Here is a 19804-nt window from a genome sequence, read left to right as displayed (position 1 = left end):
TAAATCCCTTCCTCTTTTAACTACGTTCACTCCTAGATTCAGTGAGTATAAAATACATATATGATTAAAGTGTTTGATATATATAATTTAAAAAGTTATATCTTTTAGACACAAAGAAGAACCCTCCATAAAAAGAGGATTCAAACAGGGCAAGTAAGAAAAAGAAATATACATGCATGTTCCTGGGGGGCACTACGCTTGTATAATCAACCTATACCCGCTATTCACTGATTGAAACAGTTAAAAACATTTCAAATAAAAATTAATAGTTAATCTATTAAATACAATCACAGTTTAATTAAGTTAGCCCTATAGATTCTTGAACTACTCCCCCATGGATGATAACCATCACCTATATATATATAAAGTCATACTTTTCATAGTATCCAACGTGGTTAGTGCATAAATAAAGATTATCAAATCCGGCATCTTTCGTATTTTCTTTCAACTTTAAAAGAAGTTGCTCACCTAAGGATTTACCTCAATAACTTTCTTCAATATAAAGAGCACACACCCAGGGCCATAAATCCATTCGACTTATAAAATCGTTGGTGATAAGCCCTGCACAGCCGATAATTTCTCCTTTATCTTCTAACAAGTACCAAACTGGAAGACAACTATTTGTCTTTAAGCTATGTATAATACAGTCTTCATAAAGTCTTAAATTCTCTTTACTCGCCCACTTACTCTGAATATATTCAATAGCTTTATCTTTGTACTCTACCTGTTCTCTAATATTAATAATTCGCATAACAAGTGCTCCTCTACAAAGAATAACAACCATCATTTACATAAAGGGTGTTATAGACATGCTTTTTAATAAAAGTGTGTTGTTTCTTTAATTAAAACTTATCCTTAAACCCATTCTTTCCTATGTTCACAAATGAATTTAATATCATTTTGATAATGTTCAAGATGCCCTTGGTGTATCATTTTCTGGAACGCACTGTCGCCTTCGCTGGCTTTTCTTGTAATTGTTTTACATAACCCCTCTAATCGCAGCGATACCACTTCCAAATAACCTTCTTGTAATTCTTCGCCGTAAGATTCAAAAAATAATTTCACTCTTCGGTTTATATGTTGAGCATGCTGCAATGAATTATAATAAATCCTCTCACCTGTGTAAGAAAGATAAAATCTACTTAAAGGGACGCACGTATAAAGAGTATAAGCAATGTCCCAAATTCTTGGACCAGGCCCCGCAACATCAAAATCAATGATGCCTACTGGTCTTTCGTGCTTGAAAATGATGTTGTATATGGCAAAATCATTATGACATAGTATCTCAAATGGTTTAGGAGTGTTATCTATTGATTTCCAGCTGTCATCAAATGAAAAATCACTCACTGAATCATGATAAAGACGGAGCATTTTCCCTATTTCTATTAAAACATCATCAGACCACATATATTTCTTCAAGGGATAATTACCAGCTTCACCTTCAATAAATGACAAGACCTCTCTCCCTTTTTCATCAATGCCTAAAAATTTTGGTGCATAACTAAAACCTTTGTTCTCTAAATGCTTTAATAGTTTATGAAATTTATGACTATCTGATTTTAATTCTCGTCGTACAGTATCTCCCGAGCGATAAACGTTAGAGACATTCCCTCCTGTTAGCACTTCTTCGTCCTCAAAGCTTGACATATAAACCTTCCCCCTGAATATATCCTATTTGTCGTCAATAAGTGAAAATGATAAAGCATTCGTCATAAATGAAATATCTCATTTTACAACTGATTTAGAAAAGCCCGTACTTTTTCTTTTGTAGCCCATCAACAATCCTTTGGGACTGACTAATAAAGTGGAGAAAATCGGTTATCGTCATATTACGTTACATTATAAAAAAGAATCTTCATTCGAAGATCCTTTTAACTGCTTGTTTCATGCAAAAATCCGCTAAAAAGTGGAAGACCGCTACTATGTTAAATCACCAAAAGCCTCCATCTGAGTGAATAATTTGTCCGGTAATCCATGCTGATTCTTCACTTGCTAAAAAGATAACTAATTTTGCGGCATCCCGGGGCTCACCAAGTCGACCCATTGGGAACTTTGGCAGTAGCTCTTCCTTTAATTCACTGCTCATCCAGCCAGTGTTAGTTGGTCCAGGATCTACAGCATTAACGGTAATTTTAAGAGGTGCTAATTCAATAGCAACTGATTTAGTAAACGTAGAAACAGCCCCTTTTGTTGCAACATAAGCCAAATTCCCAGGCTCAGGTGACTTATCTTGACCTGAAACCATATTAATAATTCGACCGCCATGCTTGCCTTCGATTAGACGTGCAAACTCAACAGTCAAAAGACATGTCCCTCTAATATTCACGTTATAATGAGCATCAAGCATATCAGCATCTATAGAACGAAAATCTACGTCCACGGAATGTGTTGCATTATTTACAAGGATTGATGGAGAACCTAGTTTGTTTTGAACTTCATCAAGCAGCTTTCTTGGTGCATCGGGTTGCGATAAATCCAATTCCATTGATTCACATCGCACTCCCAGACTGCGAATCTCTTCCATAAGATGTTTCGACCATTTAAAATCATCCTCATTAAAATAATCCATTAAACGATCATACTTTGACCAATGAGTGAAAAAAATATCTGCGCCTTCTCTAGCTAATTCCCTGCATATTTCAGTACCAATACCTTTTGCCCGACTAGCACCAGTAACAATCGCAATTTTATTTATTAACCGCTTCATAAAGCATCTCCTTATGAGAACGTTGAATTCATATGCTTATCAATAGCACACGAATTCAGCAATCCCGTATATGTATATTAATCTATCAAGTTGTAATAAATGAAAAAATGTAATTAAAGTTTAAAAGGTATTTTCTCCATAGTAATCATTCATTCTTATTTCACCTCACATAAGTATTTTTCCATACATGCATTCAACTTTCCTGCCTTATCAACATGTTTCAGACAGCAAAAGCTGAATCCCCCTAGTCTCCAACAAGTTTAGGCTCTTTCCTTAGTTACATTTTCAAGAACGCTATATTTTACTTTTTAGTAAAAAGGTAAAGAGATAGGTAGAATAACCGATTTCCTAAATAAAATTCTAAAAGGAAATATCCCTATGTTAGAGAACTGAATAAAGGACTGCTTTTCATTTCTCTAACACTTAAAAGGAGGTACACGAATGAATGAAGAGATAATAAAAATTGATAACGTTGAGATTTGTACAGAAAGTTTTGGAAACCCCAAGAATCCTGCTGTACTTTTAATAATGGGAGCAATGTCTTCGTTAGATTGGTGGGATGAAGACTTCTGTCTTCGCCTCGCTGAACATGAGAGATTTGTTATTCGTTACGACCATCGTGATTTAGGGCGATCTACCACTTATCCACCCGGTACGTCTAACTATACAATAACGGATATGGCTGACGATGCAATTGGTGTTTTAGATGCTTACTCTATAGACAAAGCTCATATTGTGGGAATGTCTTTGGGCGGGATGATAGGACAAATCCTTGCTCTTAGATATCCGGATCGCATAGACTCCCTTACTTTAATTGCATCAAGCGTATTTGGAACGGAGGCGGAAAAATTGCCCCCAATGGATCAGCAGATACTTGATTACCACACGAAGAGCACTTCCATAGACTGGTCAAATCAAGAGGAAACCGTTCCCTACCTTGCAGGTGGATGGAAAATTTTAAGTGGAACAAAACCTTATGAAGAGAAAAGAATGTATAAGCTAGCAGAAAGAGAAGCTGCCCGTGCTAAACAGCTGCCGAGTAGATTTAATCATGCTTTGCTTCAAGGAGGCGGACAATATTATGACAGGCTGAGTGAAATTACTATACCTACACAGATTATTCATGGAACAGAAGATCCGGCACTCCCATACGAACATGGACTTGCTCTTGCAAAAGCTATTGCTCATGCTAATCTAATAGCTCTTGAGCGTACAGGACATGAAGTCCATAGTGAAGACTGGGAACAAATCATCAAATCAATTGTAGAGATTAGCTCCTAAAATCAAAACATGAGATATGCAGACTTCAAAGCGCTTTTTTAAGAAAGCTTTGGGGTCTTTTCATGTTTCAAAGTTCCTTCCTTCTACTTACAGTAGAAAAAACTTTTCCTATAGCAAAGAGTATTTTGTACAAAAGTACCTACATCTTTTCAAAACATCATATTTACGATACACTGATAATTCGTGAAATATCCACATAAGGGTATTAAAGTAAGAAAATGGAGGTTTTTATGAAATGTTTTAAGGTGCTTTTTTGTTTGATCTTATTAATACTTGTAGGTATAACCGGCTGTTCTTCAAAAGAAGAAGTCACAAGCATTAACACTGTTGATGTAAAAGATCTTAAAGACCACAGTGGAACTTATGTTGGAGATAATTCTAACGTAGTAGCTATTGTAAGAGCATTGCCTGGAGGAGAAACGTTTAAAGAAATTAATTTACATAATAAAACACCAAAAATAATGTATGGTACTAAAGAGGACTCTTTATCAGAAGATGAAATATTAAAATATTGGCTCGACGGTAAGGATACACTAGAGAAAAACTTTCTTTATAATGCTATTTATTTAACGATACTAATACCTAATGCTGAAGGGTACAGTTTTAAAATAGATGATCAGAAATTCTCAGTATCTAGACAAGAAATGAAACAATTCATTTCCAAAAACATTCAAACTTTACCAAGTAGCAATGAGTTATTTGATAAAGAAAACGCACAGCAATTTATAGATAATAATAAAGAGAAGATTAATAAAGCAGTTAAATCGGCAACTATTCGAGAACAATTTTTTAAGAATGTTCCTATCGTAAAAGAATAAGAACAAATAAAGAGCCTTATTTAAGGCTCTTTATTTGTTTTCTATTTACTTAACCAAACTTTCAAATTAATAAAAGCTCCAGAAAGTCACGAATCAAGGAAGCTTTTCACAGCAGTTAAAAAAGCGGATAAGTTTCCTGCATGCACCTCATGTCCAGCCCCTTCTATCGTTACTAATTTACAATTTGGAATGCGCTTAGAAACTTCTTGCAATTTATCTTGAGGAATATGGCTGGATCCTCCTCCTATGATGAGAGTAGGTGCAATTATCTCTGTAAGACTTTCCCACCAGTTAGGATTGGGGTTATTTAACTGTTGAAGAATTGAAGGTACAACCTCCCAGTCAAACGGTAAAGGACCAGGCGCTTTGGCAGGAATTTCGAACTTTTCTCCTGTAAAAGGTGGAGGAGTGTCTTCAACAATCAATTGATCTACCCTTTCTGGAAATGTTTCAGAAAAAAGATAGGACACCGTACCACCCATAGAATGCCCAATCAACGTAAAGCTCTTCAAATTCATCGCATTTACAAACTGAAGCAAGTCATCGCACATAAGTTCAAACGTATAGGTGCCGGTTCTCTCACTTCCACCGTGCCCTCGCTGATCTAAAGCTAAAAACCAATATTCCTTCCCTAATACAGCTGCTACTTCATCCCAAGACTCTGCACTCATTCCCAAAGCGTGAAGTGCAATAATGGCGGGTGCCCAAGCTTCACCCGCCTCTCGATATTGAAATGTTAAACCATTTAGTTCAATTTGATTTACTCTCATTTCCAAATCAGATCAACTCCTAACTCAGATTTCACCAATTAAAATCTAGTTTATTAAGGTTCATCTATATATTAGTGAAGGAATGAAGATTTCCTTCACCTTTTATCTTATTGGGAAAGACATTAGATTATTTTATATATCCTGTGTAATTCTTTAGTCAGCATAATTAACGTACCTAGAGTTTTTCACTTTGGATACCTATATAATTTAAACCAAAAGTACTGCAAGCCAATTGAATAAAAGATTGTAAAGGAAGAGACATAAATTTATCTTTATGCCAAACCATTTGTGTATAAAGGGGCGTATCAACTTTAGTACAAGCCAATTCTTTTAATATGCCTTTCTCAAGCTCTCCTTTTACTACTACTTCGGGCAATATGGCAATACCTAAATCCAGCATGACGCATTGCTTAATAGCTTCCACGCTTGCAAATTCAAATTTAGTTGATGTACAAATACCTGCCTCGCGAAACAAGTTTTCCAATACTACCCGATATGAACAACCCGACTCAGTATATAAAAGAGTCTCATTTTCAAGCTCTTCTAAGTAGATATCCGTTTTATCAGCTAAAGGATGCTGAGGAGAAGCAATAATTTTTAAGTCTTCTGCAACAAGACATTGTGTATGTAAATTTGCATCATGATGCTGAATAGGCTCCATTGTAAAGGCGATATCAAGAGTACCGTCTAGTAGCTGCGCTCTTGTTTGTGTGTGAGAGTAAATGGGCTTAAAAATCATTTTAACCTTTGGAAATTGATCCTTAAACTCTTTTAATATTGGAGGTAACCTGTACGTGCACTGGCTTTCAGAAGATCCAATAATAAGTGTACCCGCAGGCTCCTCCACTCCACTTACAGCGTTTTTTGCTTCCTTAGTCAATTGAATCATTTTATCAGCGTATCTTTTAAATTCTCTACCCGCCTCTGTTAAAACTAAGCGCTTCCCTAAACGTTCAAACAAAGGCGTTTCAAGTTCATTTTCAAGCGCTTTTATTTGAGCGGTAACGCTTGATTGAGCAAAATTTAAAACTTTAGCTGTATAGGTAAAATTTAAATTTTCTGCAGCTGTTTTAAATGTAATTAGTTGTTTTATTTCGATTTTCCTCACCTCTATATAATCGGATATTTCGATTGATTCAATCGTAATGTTCATCTGTAATGATTGCTAATTTCATTATAAAATATGGTAAATCAAACCACAACATACTAAATATAAAGAGATAAGGGGAAATCATAATGTCTATAAAAAAAGAGAATACGAAGGAATCAATGAGTCTAGCGAAAAAAGATACCAGCGAAAAAAACTTCAAATACTATTGGAATGAAATTATTCGAGCGCTTATCGTGACTAAATGATTAAAACTAATCTCACACGTAAAAAAAGTTGTCACATAAAAGCGCTTAAATATAAAAGAATAATCCACTAACTCCGTATGTTGCCAGAGTAAGTGGATTATTCGCTTATTTACACTTGAAATCATGTTTATTGTCTTGAATCTAACCTGAACTCCGCAATGTCCTTGTCATCTTGAGAGATAATGAGTGTGCCTTTTAATGCATTAGCCTGTAGCTTTTTTAGTTTTTCTTCAGCTGGCAAAAGAGGTAATTCATTATTTTTTTGTTTTGCTCCTAAGGTATAACTAAGAGTAAATTCACTTGTTCCTTTAGATGGAATTTCTCCTATACTCATACCAATACCTAACTTATTGTTATCCATATTATAAATATTTGAACCAATTGCTTCTTTTACAGCTGATACTAACTCCTTATCTGGTTCTATGCGAAGTTTTGTTTTATCGAGATCAGAGAGAGCCATAATATTATTGGACGTGTTTTCCATCGTGAATGTATAGTATAACTCGGTTGGAACGATACGTTTACTTTTATTCTTTTTATCAGGTACTATCATCTCCCCAACGATTTTTTTATCATCTGTTAGCCTTACCTCTGTTTTTTGTAATTTTAAGTGCTCGACATTGTTTACATACTCTGTATTTGAACAAGCTGAAATTATAAATACTAGAAAAGCAATAAATAAACTAAGAGAGAACTTTTTCATAACGCAGCGCCTTCTTTATTCCAACTATATTTCAAGAGAAAAATAATAAATCCTCTTTAATTAACATAATGGATTTTGTAGACACTTTAGCCCCTTTATTGACTAGAATATAAAAACCACATAGGCATCTCTGTGTTTTCAACTAGCAGCACTTGTTTATGTTTAGGATCACCTTTAATAGCATAAACAATATCCCCATTTTGTGTTTTACCAAAGGCTCTAAAATATTTCTTAGAGTCATACTTTGTTTAATCAGCCATCTCCACGCACTCATAATTTCCATATGTATCACTTAAAAGCTTTGTGTTAAACATATTCTCGTCTTTTGTTACATAAAACTTATCGTAAGAAAAGAACAAAAAATATATACTTAACGCCCCTATAATTGTTATACAACTAGCTAAGCTCCATCGAATTTTTTTATTCACTTTCGACCTCTTAAATTTTTTTTGTTTTACTATAATTAGGTTTTGATATATGTAATACGCTCACATAGAACGTATTTTCTAAAAGATAAAGTAGTCAACTTAAATAATACTCACCTTTTTTGGGCTACCTTTTTCATTAACTGACTTTTATGATCTTTATCTTTAACTATAATATACTCCTCTGTTCCTTTTACTGAATAGATTTCTGAACCAACTGTAAAATAGTTTGATTGATTATTACCTGCCGGCATTTTAGTTGCTTTAGTTTTCTTTTCTATTGTTCCTATTTGGTCTCCTATTTCTTGTGTTTGATCTAATTTATCTTCTGTTCCGTTATATTCCTTATTTCCAACTATCACAATGATAGCAGAGCTCTCTATATTTATTCCTGTACTTTCTTGGTTACATGCAGTTAGAACGGTTAAATAAACTACTGACAGAAAACTAAGTGTTCTCTTCATAATAAGCAGCCTCCGCAAATCATTTTCCTTGCCCTTTAATTAAAATAGACATTAGAGGATATACCAAGTTCAGTAACGTATCATAATGTATTCGAAAACGAACAATCCTAAAAGTTCTATTAAACAAACTTTCCAGGCTCCTCCACATAAAAATCCACATAACCGCAGCTTGAACAAACATAAGGTATTAACTCACTGTAATTGTGATTGTTGTTTAATATGCTGCTCGGTGTTTTATTTACACCTACTGTACCAGGTGATGATTGAATACGAGCTTTGATTAGAGTTGAATCACATTTAGAGCACTTTTTGCTGTACATACACATCATCCCTCTCTATTCCATAACATCATTCCTAGTTTCTATAGTACATGCTTACTAGTTTTAAAATTAATAATTAGCCATATAACTTGAATAATCAAAGGGAAAATAAATACAATTAGCAACACTATAAATGCGAACAATTTTAGCTCTGGTGTTTGGGTAACACCCGCTCCATCCACTTCTCTTGTCCAGACAACAGCTGTGCCTACGACGAAAAGTATGATCTAAATTATATTAGCTATCCACCAGGAAATCCATCGTCTTTTCACATCATCACTCCTTCCATTTTTAAGCAGTATCTTTCTTTTTTAATTCCCAGATAAGAGTAATGGTGGAGATAGCTCCACCTACCGCAAAGAGGTAAGAAGAAAACGGTATTGTTTCATGTATGAATAAACCTCTTACTCCATAGAAACACAGGATAATAGTGCTGAGTAAACCAATCATAAGTCGAATATTTTTATTGATCTTTTTCTCCTCCTTAGACTTTTCCCTGCACCTGATCCTTTATCATAAGTCCAAATATAGCGAAGAAGTTTAATACAACCAGCAATCCATAATAAAAGCCAATCCCCTCAAAAAACAAAGAAAGAATGGGGAATATTATAGATTCAAAGCCAAATAACATAATAATAAGGCCAATTCCTTTAGCGAGCTGTTTTTCATCCTTAGGTGTGAATATCTTTCCATACCCAGCAATGAAATTAGTATTACCTTTTTTCCATACACGTTTCCCAATATAAATAATGAAGCAGCTTACTAAACATATAAATAATACGTTCAACATCAGATATTACCCCTTCTTCACACCCTCTAATTTAACAATATATAGTATATTTTACCATAAAATTCACAAATATTATGTGTTAAAGGTGGACTCATAAAATATAACACTATAAAATATATACATACTAATTATGGATATCTTAATTAAACAAGAACCCACTGAAGAATATAATAAAACTGAAGAAGTTGTGAAAAGCGCTTTTTTAAATGAAGAATACAGCGATAAGAAAGAACATTTTGACGTGCCTGAAGAATTCTTTATGACCTTAGAGTTAACAGAGGGATTATTAAAAAATATGCAAGGTGTTGTGCAGTACTCAAAAGCTTTTTCAGAGTAAGTACTAACTGATTAATTAGGTTTTACGTAAAGGCTGCCTAGAAAAAATTTTATAGTATTTTCTATGAACAGCCTCTTTTTTATTTACCTGATATTATTAAAGCGGTGGGTTTTCCACACCTAAATGAACCCAATCTTCTTTTGGAGGCCCATAAACTCCAGGGGGTTTTAGTCCTGCTTGACGCATCAGAATGGTAATTTGACCTCGGTGATGAACAATATGCTTGATTAGTCCCATTAAGATTGTGGCATTTGATTGGGTTCTTCCGAACGCTTCTTGAGTGCGTTCTAGGAATTCATCTGTCCATTGCTGTTCAATGATTTTAGCAGCGTGAGAACTTACATTTTTAAAGGTTATAGCGATTTCCTGGGCAGAAGATGGAACGCTTGCTGTACTTTCTATTCTGTCTATGCTCAGTCCAAATTCAGTTAGATAATCTGGAATATTGGTTGTAAAATGCCAAGCAATTCTTCCTAACGTACGTCCTTCAGGGTAAACTTGTTGTTTCAATGAATCATCTGTTAAGCTATCCAAAACTTTTTGAGTTAGCATAGCTTCGTTGTTCCATTCTTTGATAAAATCTGAAATGGTATTATACATGTAAAAGACCTCCCCATATAAATCTAATCTAAATTAACACTTAAATAATATCATAGAAAAAACCAGTTGGCTTATTTACTAAAGAAAGGAGATTCTATGTTATTTAAAGCTACTGCTCAAAAAACTATTACTTTCACTCTATTACCTTTAAATGCTTTATTATGCATTCAAGCAGTTCAATATAAAGCATTTGATTTTTTACTTCTTTTTGCTATCCTTTGTTCGTTTCTTTCCCCGTGCCTCAGATATGAATTTCAAATAGACAAAGATACTTTAACCTATAGAACATATATATTATGGTTTAAAGTATATGCAAAAACCGTTAAACCAATGGACATTAAAAGAATTGTATTTAAACGGTTAAGTTGGAAAACAAAATTGGCAGTAGTAAAAGTAAAAAACGGGTGGAATATGCGAATAGCATTATTTAATCCACCAAATGTTTTTAAGGAATTAGAAACATTTGCACATGAATATGATGTAGATATTCAAAAAACATCAGATTATAAAATTCTAGAGAAAATGTCTTGAATGTCACCGCGTTTGGAATACATTAACTTTACGTATGGGGGTGCATAATCAGCCGTTATTCATTTCTAATTAAGCAGCTTTTGAACCTCTTTACCGCTACAAAACATTAGTAAAGAGGCCTTTTCCTAAGCACCTTCAAGTTTAAACACTTTGTCCTCCTTCCTCGCATCAACCTCAAGCCCTACTTAAAAATAGGCTTCAAGACCATTCTATTTAACATTATTTGGATATACAATTCGTATATAATACTTTTTAAGAGGTGATGATTCTGTATATATCGAAAAAGCTTGGCATTTTAAGCTGGTTTGCTACTTGCTTGTATTTTTTAGTTGAACCTTTTTTTATTTTGACTTCAACTGCTCCCTACAGTTTTTTACATCACGCAATGAGTGATCTTGGCGTAACTTTTTGTGGAACCTACACCTATTCAATTGCACCTCATGAAATTTGCTCTCCTCATCATTTCTGGATGAATGTATTGTTTATTATAAACGGATTAACACTTTCAATTGGTGTTCTGTACATTTCACAAAACCTAAAGAAAACAAAAATAACCCAACTAGCAACAGCGTTTATCCTTATATTAGCTTTAGGCAATATTATTTCAGGCTTTATACCGGCTGATATAAATTTATTTTGGCATTCAATATTCGCTCAGCTTGGTATGGTTACTGTTTTAGCTGGTCTTTGGATGTATGCATCCTCTTTAACCAGCGGCAAGTATTGGACTTATGGCTGCTTAATCGCCCTACTAATCATTCTCATACTCATTATGCTTGTATTTTTCGTTCCTATGCCTACTGGTCTGCTGCAAAGATTATTCTATTTAGTAATCTTTATATGGGGCACCGTACTTTCCTGTATGTTAAACAAGTAATCCACTATCACTCCGTTTCATATGAGCTTACAAGATTATGTTAAACTAGCCGGAATTTCAAATAGCAAAAAGTCCATAGAGGCATCCCCTATGGACTTTTTATACGATTTTGTTAAATAAATTCTCTTAATAATTCTTTAGATTTCTTTCCGCTAAAACCAAAATAATTGCCAATCAGTTTGACGTATTCTGTGTAAGTAACTTTTCTAGTTAAAGCAGTTTCCCACCATCTCTGTGGATTATAATAATGACTTCCACTAGAACAATAGGTTAATTGTATTTGGGTATCCTTAAATTCTTTATTAAAGTTTTTTTCTACCCTTTTCATATGATAGTTTGAAGAAACAACGATAGCGGATTGAAAGTGATAGTTCATCATTAGCTTTTTTGTAAATTTAGCATTTTCCGTAGTACTTGTAGCGTGATTTTCTAATATAATTGAATCCTCAGGTACCCCTGATTCCTTGGCTTGATGATAAAAATTATTCTCTTGACCATTCGAAAGGATTAAATTAGCCGCATAGCCTTTTTTATATAATTCAATTCCTTTCTCCAGTCGATCATTATCACCACTTAACACAATAATCACGTCAGATTTTACAGGCTTTTCGTTTACCACAAGCTCTTTCCCCGCAAACAGAAAAAAAATAATCCCTAATCCCAGCATGAATATGCTGATTTTTACTCTTTTACCTTTAATTTTTTGCATATAGACCCTCATTTAAAAAGTTCACTTCATATCGTATCATAAAGCTCAATATTCATAAAAATAAAAAGGTGCTTTCAAAAAAACTTTGCATTCTGTAAGCAATCACAGCTTTTATATAAAAGTTAACATTAAAAATTTCAACGAACGTTCTTTCTCAATATTTTCGTGAATCAAATGAATTTTATACAAACTTAAATATTTTTTAACTTATTTGTATTAATATTGGTTTTTTCGCTTATTTTTCATTTTTTAATAATAAAATTACAATAGTAGATTCTGTTCCTTGCTTTAAGGAAAAAGGGAAAACAAATTGAAAGAGAGCTCTGTCTATCTTTTTTTCTTGAATATCAATTTGCTGCATGTGTTCTAATGTACTCCTTTCAATTATATATATCATTTACCATTTTGTATCATAACGATCCATAGTAAACCTAATATATTTTTTCTTTATAAGAGTACATTCAGTTTAAAAACTTAAAAACAATAAAACAGCTCCACATAAAAATAAGTATCCATACTATGATAATAATTGAACCTGCAACCCAGTTTTGAGGTTTTTCATTTTGAATGAGCTCTTCTGCTTTTAGTGTGCAGTCCTCTATTACATTTTTAGGCAGCATCTTCAAAGCAATCATAATTCCTAAAGGAACAATGATTATATCGTCAATATAGCCTAAAACCGGTATAAAATCAGGAATTAAGTCGATTGGACTGAAGGCATATGCAACAACACAAGCAGTAAATAATTTGGTATACCAAGATACTCGTTCATCTTTATAAGCTAAGTATAAGATAAATAGCTGCTTTTTTAACTTTTTAGCCCAAAGCTTTAATTGATTAAGCATGTTTCCTATTCTCCTTATGGACGGTTTAAAATAATGTGAAAATCGGTTTTATTTTTTGTTTAACTGCATGTTTCTTTTATGAGTAAATTCAAAACTATACGAATAACTGATTAATGCAGTCATCTTGATTTGCAGCTAGTTTAGGAACAGCTCCAACAGGAACCCAATAATAGAAAAAGATTAATCCTGCATCTTCCCCTTCAGAATTCACCTTATATTCCCACCGTTCTGCCGTTTCTTCTTGAACTTCTAAATGAAAAACATGTCGTTCATGATACTGACTTTTACTTTCATGATGATAGACGTATGTTTTTATTTTGATCACCGATAAAAACTCCATTAACCCAGATTCTTCTTTGACCTCTCTATATAAAGCTTCTTCAATTGTTTCTCCTTCTTCTACAGTACCGGCTGGAACTTGAACTCCTGCTTCTGGATAATCTTTGTGTTCGCAAACTAGTAACTCTGTATAGGGCTCATTGAATCTAGTTATGTAAGCCATAACTTTTGTTATCATCGTTTTATCCTGCATATTCGCTTCCTCCTATATTCCTATATATAGATACTAACCGTACAGATTTCTTCATCAGCAAACACACTTCTTTAACTCCCAAGCATAAATCAGACATATTTTATTACATCTATTTTGATTGCAAAAATAATTAGTCTCAGTGTTGTCATAATAAGCTGCTTTTACGGAAGGTTAACTGGTATGGGAATTGGAATGGTTAGTTTTGCTATTCTGATAGGATCTATAATCATCATATCAGTAAGTGAAATAATAGGAAAAGGCAAGAATCAAATTGATTCTTGCCTTTTCTGGTTTTATTTTCTTTCAAGAGAAGGTTCTGATACATTTTCGTATTCTGTAATTTTACCAATGCGATATTCATGACGGCCCCCAACAAATTGGGTGGTTAACCAAGTCTTCACAATTTCGCGGGCTAAACCTGGCCCAATTACTCGTTCCCCCATAGCTAAAATGTTCGTATCGTTATGGTCACGCGCCATTTCAGCTGAAAAAACGTCATGAACAAGTGCGCAACGAATTCCTTTTACTTTGTTAGCGGCAATACTCATGCCAATTCCCGTACCGCAGATTAAAATTCCAAAATCCGCTTCTTCATTTGCTACTCGTTGGGCAACTCGAATCGCATAGTCCGGATAATCGACTGAACTGCTGCATTCACAGCCTAGATCTTCATATATTATGGACATTTCATCTAATAGATTTATAATCTCTTTACGAATGTTTATCCCACCATGATCTGAAGCAATTATAACTTTCATAAGATTACTCTCCTTGTTCAGCTATAGTCTTAATTAAAATTCTAATGATTTTTGGAGTCTCTTTTTACCGATACGTTATTTCCTAGAACAATCTTCAGAACACTTCCCGTACCATGTTTTAACTCCTTCAGAGTTATCTACATTCTCAATAACTTTCCCACATACTTGACAAACGATAGTTCCCTGTTTTAAATTAACCTGCTTATTCATTTCTATTTCCTCCTTTTTATTAGAAAAATTCGTTTGTATTCAAATACCTTTTTTTAAAGATCAATCATTGTATGTTAGAAAAGATATCCTTAAGCTAGAATGGTATCCAGTAAGCTGTATTTATCATCGTTACTAGATAACTTCGAATGAACTTTTTCAATATCTACATTAATTAAGTCATTTTCTTTGATTCCTACAGCTCTACCAGAATACCCTTTGAGTAATAATTCTACTGCTGTGATCCCCATTTTACTTGCTAATATACGATCAAATGCGGACGGCTGTCCTCCTCTTTGAATAAAACCCAATATACTTGTCCTGACGCTAATATCTAATCGATCTTCGACATATTTTTGCAGGTCTTGAATATTGTACATTTTTTCAGTAATCAGGATTAGGTTATCTTTTTTGCCGCTTTTCATTTTCTCGTTCAGTTTGGAACATATCTCTTCAAGACTTAATTTTACCGAGGCATTCTAATATCGTATTTAATGTAGTATCAAATCCAATTGAATAATCTGTGTAAGATAAATCATTATCAATCGTTGCCGGTATACCAATGACATTTACACCTAATTGATGTAATTTATGTGTTCCTTTAAAAGAGCCTTCACCGCCGATTACCACTAAATGATTAATTCCATAATCCTTTAATACACTTAAGGCTTTCATTCTGCCTGACTCTTTCATAAATTCTGCGCAGCGGGAGGTTTTTAAAAACGTCCCTCCTTTATCCGCAATGTAGTCTACATCCGTAGAGGTTAATGTATGAAGTTTACCTTTTATTAAACCTTGGTAACCACCCTCGATTCCCATTACCTCGATGTTATGATAATCAGCTGTTTTTACTACTGCTCTAATAGCAGCATTCATTCCTGGAGCGTCTCCGCCACTTGTTAAAACTCCTAGCTTCATCATTGCCATACACCCCTGCTTATTCTTGTCCATCTAAGAAAGTTGGCTGACAGCTGCTAAAAAACCAGTTTTCAGCCTCTCCTAGTAGCACAAATTTTCTTTCCAACAAGAATTAACTAGTTTTTTCTAATTGATCGACTGTATTTTTTTTAATAGCTCTTCCTGATTGTTTTAATAAAAAAGCTACGATAAAGGACGCTATGAACATGCTAATACCTAGAAATGTCATACTAGCATTAAAAGATCCTGTTAGATCTTTAATGTATCCCACGATGTAAGGTCCAAAGAACCCACCCAGGTTACCAATACTATTGATAAGAGCAATCGCACCTGCAGCAGCAGCTTCCGTTAAGAAAGACGGTGGAATTGCCCAAAACGGAGAATATGCTCCGAACGCTCCGCAAAGACTGATCGTTAAGAATACAAATGATAAAACAATGTTCATATTTGCAACATAGCTACTGATAATTAATGCCACGCCACTTGTTACTAAACAAGCAACGACGTGAAAGCGTCTTTCATTTTTCTTGTCAGAGTGGTTACTAACCAACATCATGGTTACCATTGCACAAACATACATTAATCCTAAAATCCACCCCATCGCATGCGTACTAAGAGAAGTCGTTTTAGATAAACCTTCTGAAATTGTCGGTAAAAACATAACGATGCCATAGTAGCCAACCATCCAGAAAAAGTATCCTAAAGATAAGGTTAATACGTCACGATCTTTTAAGGCCTGAGCAAATGTATAGTGCTTGGCTTCCTGCTTTTCTAACTTTTCTTTTGTTGTAACGTCGATTAACCATTTTTTCTCCTCGTTCGTCAACCATTTTACATCCTCCAGCTTATCGTCAAGATAGAAGAAGCATATTACACCTAAGATCAAAGCTGGAATCGCTTCCAAAATGAAAAGCCATTGCCATCCAGCCATGTTTAACCAGTCAATACCTAATAAATAAGTAGAAAGAGGAGATCCTATTGCATTAGCACCAGGGATTGCAATCATAAATCCAGCAATTGCTTTTGCATGATGTTTTGTTTGATAAAAACCACTTAGATAAAAGACCATACAAGGGTAAAAGCTAGCTTCAGCAATTCCTAAAAGAAATCTTGCGGTATAAAACTGCCATGGTGTTTGGATAAAAGCCATTAAAATAGCAATTACTGCCCATGTAATCATGATTCTACTAATCCATCTTCTAGCTCCGACTTTCGTCATCATAGCACTTCCAGGTACTTCTAAAAGGAAATAGCCAAGGAAGAAAATCCCTGCCCCTAATCCAAAAACAGCATTAGAAAAACCTAAATCTTTATTCATTTGTAATGCAGCAAACCCAATATTTACTCGATCAAGTATCGATATGGTAAAACATAAAAATAGAAATGGAATGAGCCTTAACGTTACTTTTTTAGTAGTTGAACGTTCTAAGTTAATTGGATCCAAAATAATTCCTCCCTGGGTTACCATCCTTCTATTCTTCATACTCTTCGGTCTTTGACCTGAGTGTTTGCTCTAGGCTAATTGACAGTAAGAATTAAAAGTTCACATAAAAGATGATTGATCTATTTCTAAGTCTAAGTAAATCTAGTCACTACTTCTGTAATCCCTTTCATATGGAAATATAAAAAATGAAAAAGCGAAGTATCCCCCTGTATTATTTATCATTTAAAAAAGTAAGAACTATTAGAAAATATTATATACAAAAACCTTATTAACGATATGAAAACACTATAAATCTACTTTCTAATTTCTATCCTAATAATCCAAAACATTTGTAATGCACGGTAACGATAAAAAACGCTTACATTTTTGAAACCTTCTGCTAATCTCTTCAAAAAATATCGAGCTGTAAAGAATAATGAATTTTAAGATTTACATTACCTCCGTTTTATAGATTTAGCTACTTGTATACTAAGTTACCTTATATAAACAGTGTACTTACATACCTATAAATTGTCAATATAATTATTATATTTAATATTTTCTGAATTTAATTAAAAATAAAAAGAAATATACAGTTTGTATGGAAAGAAAACACTGAATCTTATTCATTTTATGCTGTCTTTTCAACAGCAAAAAGACAGCTACACTTTAGCTGCCTTTTACCTCTATATTTGGTATTGTCTTTATAAAAATTAGTTGGAATTAAGCTTTCCAATAACGATCATATAAATTTTGCATGTGAAAACTCATAATTCTCACAGCTTCTTCTTCATTATGCTGTTCAATTGCATTAATAAGTAATTTATGCTCATTAAAATTAACTTCCCGGTAGTCAGGTCTAGTGACAGTTCGATCTCTTATAAACTTCCACATTTCCTGCTGTTTCATCGCATTGCTAATAGCTGCCATAATACTAATAAATAAATCATTATGAGAAGCCTTTGCTATACCATTATGTAGGGCTTCATCTGTTTCAGGTACATACACGCCTGCGTTCGTTTCTTCCTCCATCTTATCAATTGTTGCACGCAGGTCCTTAATATCTTCTTCTGTAGCTCTCAAAGCTGCAAAACGTACAATAAGAGGCTCTATGTTCATTCTTGCTTCCACAATGTCTTCAGGGGAGGTAGAGTCCGTTAAAAGTGTTGATTGAGAATTTTCAGCTTCTGTTTGAAACTCTTTAACATATACACCTTCTCCTTGACGAGAATAGATAAAACCGTTCAATTCTAGGGCGCTAAGGGCTTGTCTAACAGGCACTCGACTTACACCAAATTGTTCACACAGCTCCCTTTCAGCAGGGAGTTTATCTCCTACTTGAAACGCTCCAGATTGAATTTCAGAAAGAATTTGATTATAAATTTGAATATATAATTTATTATTAGAAACTGGATTAAAACTAATGGAAATCACTTCTCTCTATAATTATTAGCTCATTTTATTCATAATTAAGTAGACATAATTATTATATACTGTTCTATTTTTAGGGGCAACAAGCCTAGTATCTTCTAGCAAAAAAATCCTTATTTATGTAGTCAGTTTACCATTTTACTATTGATTTTATTAATAAACAGCTATACAGGCATACCATAATGGCATGCCTGTATAACGAACCTGAATATTAATCCATATGTGAGCCACCGTTTATATCAATTTCTTCTCCTGTAATATAAGAAGCTTCTTTTGAAGCTAAAAAGGCAATTGTAGCTGCGATTTCTTTCACTTCACCTGGTCTACCCATAGGAATACTATCAATCACAGACTTTGCATCTTCTTCAGGAAGTGACTTCCAAATTTCTGTATTAACGAGTCCAGGAGCTACACAGTTAACTGTAATGCCATCTAAGGCTACCTCGCGTGCTAAGTTCTTTGAAAAACCTAGTACTGCGGCCTTAGATGCCGAGTAGTGCGGTCCTCCAAAAACTCCTCCACCTCTTTTAGCCGAAACAGAAGACAGGCTTATAATTCGACCATACTTTTGATCTTTCATTGTTTCTAATACTGCTTGCGTACATAGAAACAATCCAAACATATTGACGTTAAACACTTTTGTAATGTCTTCGAGCGTCATATCTTGAACTGTAACTTTTTGAGAAATTCCTGCATTATTAATCAAAATATCAATTCTGCCGAATTCTTCAAGTGTTTTTCTAACCATCGCATCGCAAGAATCTTTACTTGTTACATTTAACTCTATTCCTAGGGCTTTGCCGCCCCCTTCTTTTATTTCATTTACGGTATCCTGCACGCCATCAAAATTGATATCTGCTATAACAACAGCTGCTCCTTGCTCTGCAAGTGTCAGGGCGATTGTACGTCCAATTCCTTTTTTGGAACCGCTACCAGTAATGATTGCTACTCTCTCTTTTAAATCAAACATATTATATTTCCCCCATCTTATTAGCTTCTTCT

General features: G+C 34.1%; 24 protein-coding genes and 2 pseudogenes. 5 read left to right on the top strand and 21 right to left on the bottom strand.

Going from position 1 to position 19804, the window contains the following annotated elements; translation table 11 throughout:
* Positions 1-481: 481 nt before the first annotated feature.
* From AC0C45_RS11765 to AC0C45_RS11755, 3 genes are all read right to left on the bottom strand, one after another.
* Positions 482-751, bottom strand: coding sequence for a hypothetical protein (locus tag AC0C45_RS11765; RefSeq protein ID WP_233335092.1), 270 nt, complete (start codon positions 749-751; stop codon positions 482-484).
* 104 nt (positions 752-855) lie between these two features.
* Complete coding sequence (locus AC0C45_RS11760) at positions 856-1647, bottom strand: phosphotransferase (RefSeq protein WP_237893782.1); 792 nt, start codon at positions 1645-1647, stop codon at positions 856-858.
* A gap of 283 nt (positions 1648-1930) precedes the next feature.
* Positions 1931-2707, bottom strand: coding sequence for an SDR family oxidoreductase (locus AC0C45_RS11755; protein ID WP_047932733.1), 777 nt, complete (start codon positions 2705-2707; stop codon positions 1931-1933).
* Positions 2708-3148: 441 nt separating this feature from the next.
* On the opposite strand from AC0C45_RS11755, the gene mle reads away from it, so the two are divergent.
* Complete coding sequence (gene mle, locus AC0C45_RS11750) at positions 3149-3988, top strand: alpha/beta fold macrolide esterase (RefSeq protein ID WP_047932730.1); 840 nt, start codon at positions 3149-3151, stop codon at positions 3986-3988.
* 230 nt (positions 3989-4218) lie between these two features.
* Positions 4219-4806, top strand: coding sequence for a DUF4825 domain-containing protein (locus AC0C45_RS11745; RefSeq protein ID WP_171777455.1), 588 nt, complete (start codon positions 4219-4221; stop codon positions 4804-4806).
* 86 nt (positions 4807-4892) lie between these two features.
* On the opposite strand, the gene AC0C45_RS11740 is transcribed toward AC0C45_RS11745, so the two are convergent.
* The 7 genes from AC0C45_RS11740 to AC0C45_RS11710 all read right to left on the bottom strand — a co-directional run bounded on the left by AC0C45_RS11740 (position 4893) and on the right by AC0C45_RS11710 (position 9634).
* Entirely contained in the window at positions 4893-5582 is a 690-nt protein-coding gene (locus tag AC0C45_RS11740; protein WP_237893780.1) for an alpha/beta fold hydrolase, read from the bottom strand.
* A 169-nt stretch (positions 5583-5751) separates the two neighbouring features.
* Entirely contained in the window at positions 5752-6675 is a 924-nt protein-coding gene (locus AC0C45_RS11735) for a LysR family transcriptional regulator (RefSeq protein ID WP_170943818.1), read from the bottom strand.
* A 384-nt stretch (positions 6676-7059) separates the two neighbouring features.
* Entirely contained in the window at positions 7060-7635 is a 576-nt protein-coding gene (locus tag AC0C45_RS11730; RefSeq protein ID WP_237893779.1) for a hypothetical protein, read from the bottom strand.
* Between the two features lie 538 nt (positions 7636-8173).
* Positions 8174-8524, bottom strand: a complete 351-nt coding sequence (locus AC0C45_RS11725; RefSeq protein ID WP_047932724.1) for a hypothetical protein — start codon at positions 8522-8524, stop codon at positions 8174-8176.
* Between the two features lie 119 nt (positions 8525-8643).
* Positions 8644-8844 carry a hypothetical protein gene (locus tag AC0C45_RS11720; protein WP_152669680.1) on the bottom strand — a complete coding sequence of 67 codons (201 nt, stop codon included), beginning with the start codon at positions 8842-8844 and terminating at the stop codon, positions 8644-8646.
* Between the two features lie 41 nt (positions 8845-8885).
* On the bottom strand, positions 8886-9071 hold the full coding sequence (locus AC0C45_RS11715; RefSeq protein WP_472928165.1) for a DUF3923 family protein: 186 nt from the start codon (positions 9069-9071) through the stop codon (positions 8886-8888).
* Positions 9072-9328: 257 nt separating this feature from the next.
* Positions 9329-9634 (bottom strand): hypothetical protein, encoded by a 306-nt coding sequence (locus tag AC0C45_RS11710; protein WP_047932722.1) that lies wholly within the window; start codon positions 9632-9634, stop codon positions 9329-9331.
* Positions 9635-9764: 130 nt separating this feature from the next.
* On the opposite strand from AC0C45_RS11710, the pseudogene AC0C45_RS11705 reads away from it, so the two are divergent.
* A pseudogene (locus AC0C45_RS11705) lies at positions 9765-9869 on the top strand (GNAT family acetyltransferase); the annotation flags it as partial.
* Between the two features lie 198 nt (positions 9870-10067).
* Here the strand turns inward: AC0C45_RS11705 and AC0C45_RS11700 are convergent.
* Positions 10068-10571: a DinB family protein gene (locus tag AC0C45_RS11700; RefSeq protein WP_047932721.1), complete on the bottom strand. Its 504-nt coding sequence runs from the start codon at positions 10569-10571 to the stop codon at positions 10068-10070.
* A gap of 96 nt (positions 10572-10667) precedes the next feature.
* On the opposite strand from AC0C45_RS11700, the gene AC0C45_RS11695 reads away from it, so the two are divergent.
* Entirely contained in the window at positions 10668-11102 is a 435-nt protein-coding gene (locus AC0C45_RS11695) for a hypothetical protein (RefSeq protein ID WP_047932720.1), read from the top strand.
* 262 nt (positions 11103-11364) lie between these two features.
* Positions 11365-11979: a DUF998 domain-containing protein gene (locus tag AC0C45_RS11690; RefSeq protein WP_257063152.1), complete on the top strand. Its 615-nt coding sequence runs from the start codon at positions 11365-11367 to the stop codon at positions 11977-11979.
* A gap of 112 nt (positions 11980-12091) precedes the next feature.
* Here AC0C45_RS11690 and AC0C45_RS11685 read toward each other — a convergent pair whose 3' ends face one another.
* From AC0C45_RS11685 to AC0C45_RS11640, 10 genes and pseudogenes are all read right to left on the bottom strand, one after another.
* Positions 12092-12688: a YdcF family protein gene (locus AC0C45_RS11685; RefSeq protein WP_237893776.1), complete on the bottom strand. Its 597-nt coding sequence runs from the start codon at positions 12686-12688 to the stop codon at positions 12092-12094.
* A gap of 235 nt (positions 12689-12923) precedes the next feature.
* Positions 12924-13049 (bottom strand): hypothetical protein, encoded by a 126-nt coding sequence (locus AC0C45_RS11680; RefSeq protein WP_016763647.1) that lies wholly within the window; start codon positions 13047-13049, stop codon positions 12924-12926.
* Positions 13050-13149: 100 nt separating this feature from the next.
* Positions 13150-13533 carry a YkvA family protein gene (locus tag AC0C45_RS11675; RefSeq protein ID WP_237893775.1) on the bottom strand — a complete coding sequence of 128 codons (384 nt, stop codon included), beginning with the start codon at positions 13531-13533 and terminating at the stop codon, positions 13150-13152.
* Between the two features lie 94 nt (positions 13534-13627).
* Positions 13628-14065, bottom strand: a complete 438-nt coding sequence (locus AC0C45_RS11670; protein ID WP_237893774.1) for an NUDIX hydrolase — start codon at positions 14063-14065, stop codon at positions 13628-13630.
* Between the two features lie 293 nt (positions 14066-14358).
* Positions 14359-14823 (bottom strand): ribose 5-phosphate isomerase B, encoded by a 465-nt coding sequence (gene rpiB, locus AC0C45_RS11665; protein ID WP_237893773.1) that lies wholly within the window; start codon positions 14821-14823, stop codon positions 14359-14361.
* Between the two features lie 75 nt (positions 14824-14898).
* Entirely contained in the window at positions 14899-15033 is a 135-nt protein-coding gene (locus AC0C45_RS11660) for a GapA-binding peptide SR1P (protein WP_237893772.1), read from the bottom strand.
* Between the two features lie 89 nt (positions 15034-15122).
* A pseudogene (locus AC0C45_RS11655) lies at positions 15123-15906 on the bottom strand (6-phosphofructokinase).
* 154 nt (positions 15907-16060) lie between these two features.
* Entirely contained in the window at positions 16061-17392 is a 1332-nt protein-coding gene (locus AC0C45_RS11650; protein ID WP_257063150.1) for an MFS transporter, read from the bottom strand.
* Between the two features lie 702 nt (positions 17393-18094).
* Entirely contained in the window at positions 18095-18805 is a 711-nt protein-coding gene (locus tag AC0C45_RS11645; protein WP_028409967.1) for a FadR/GntR family transcriptional regulator, read from the bottom strand.
* Positions 18806-19013: 208 nt separating this feature from the next.
* Complete coding sequence (locus tag AC0C45_RS11640; protein WP_075420477.1) at positions 19014-19772, bottom strand: SDR family NAD(P)-dependent oxidoreductase; 759 nt, start codon at positions 19770-19772, stop codon at positions 19014-19016.
* Between the last annotated feature and the right edge of the window lie 32 nt (positions 19773-19804).

Source organism: Priestia sp. VA7, from assembly GCF_055710015.1.
This window is presented reverse-complemented; position numbering and strand designations above follow the sequence as displayed.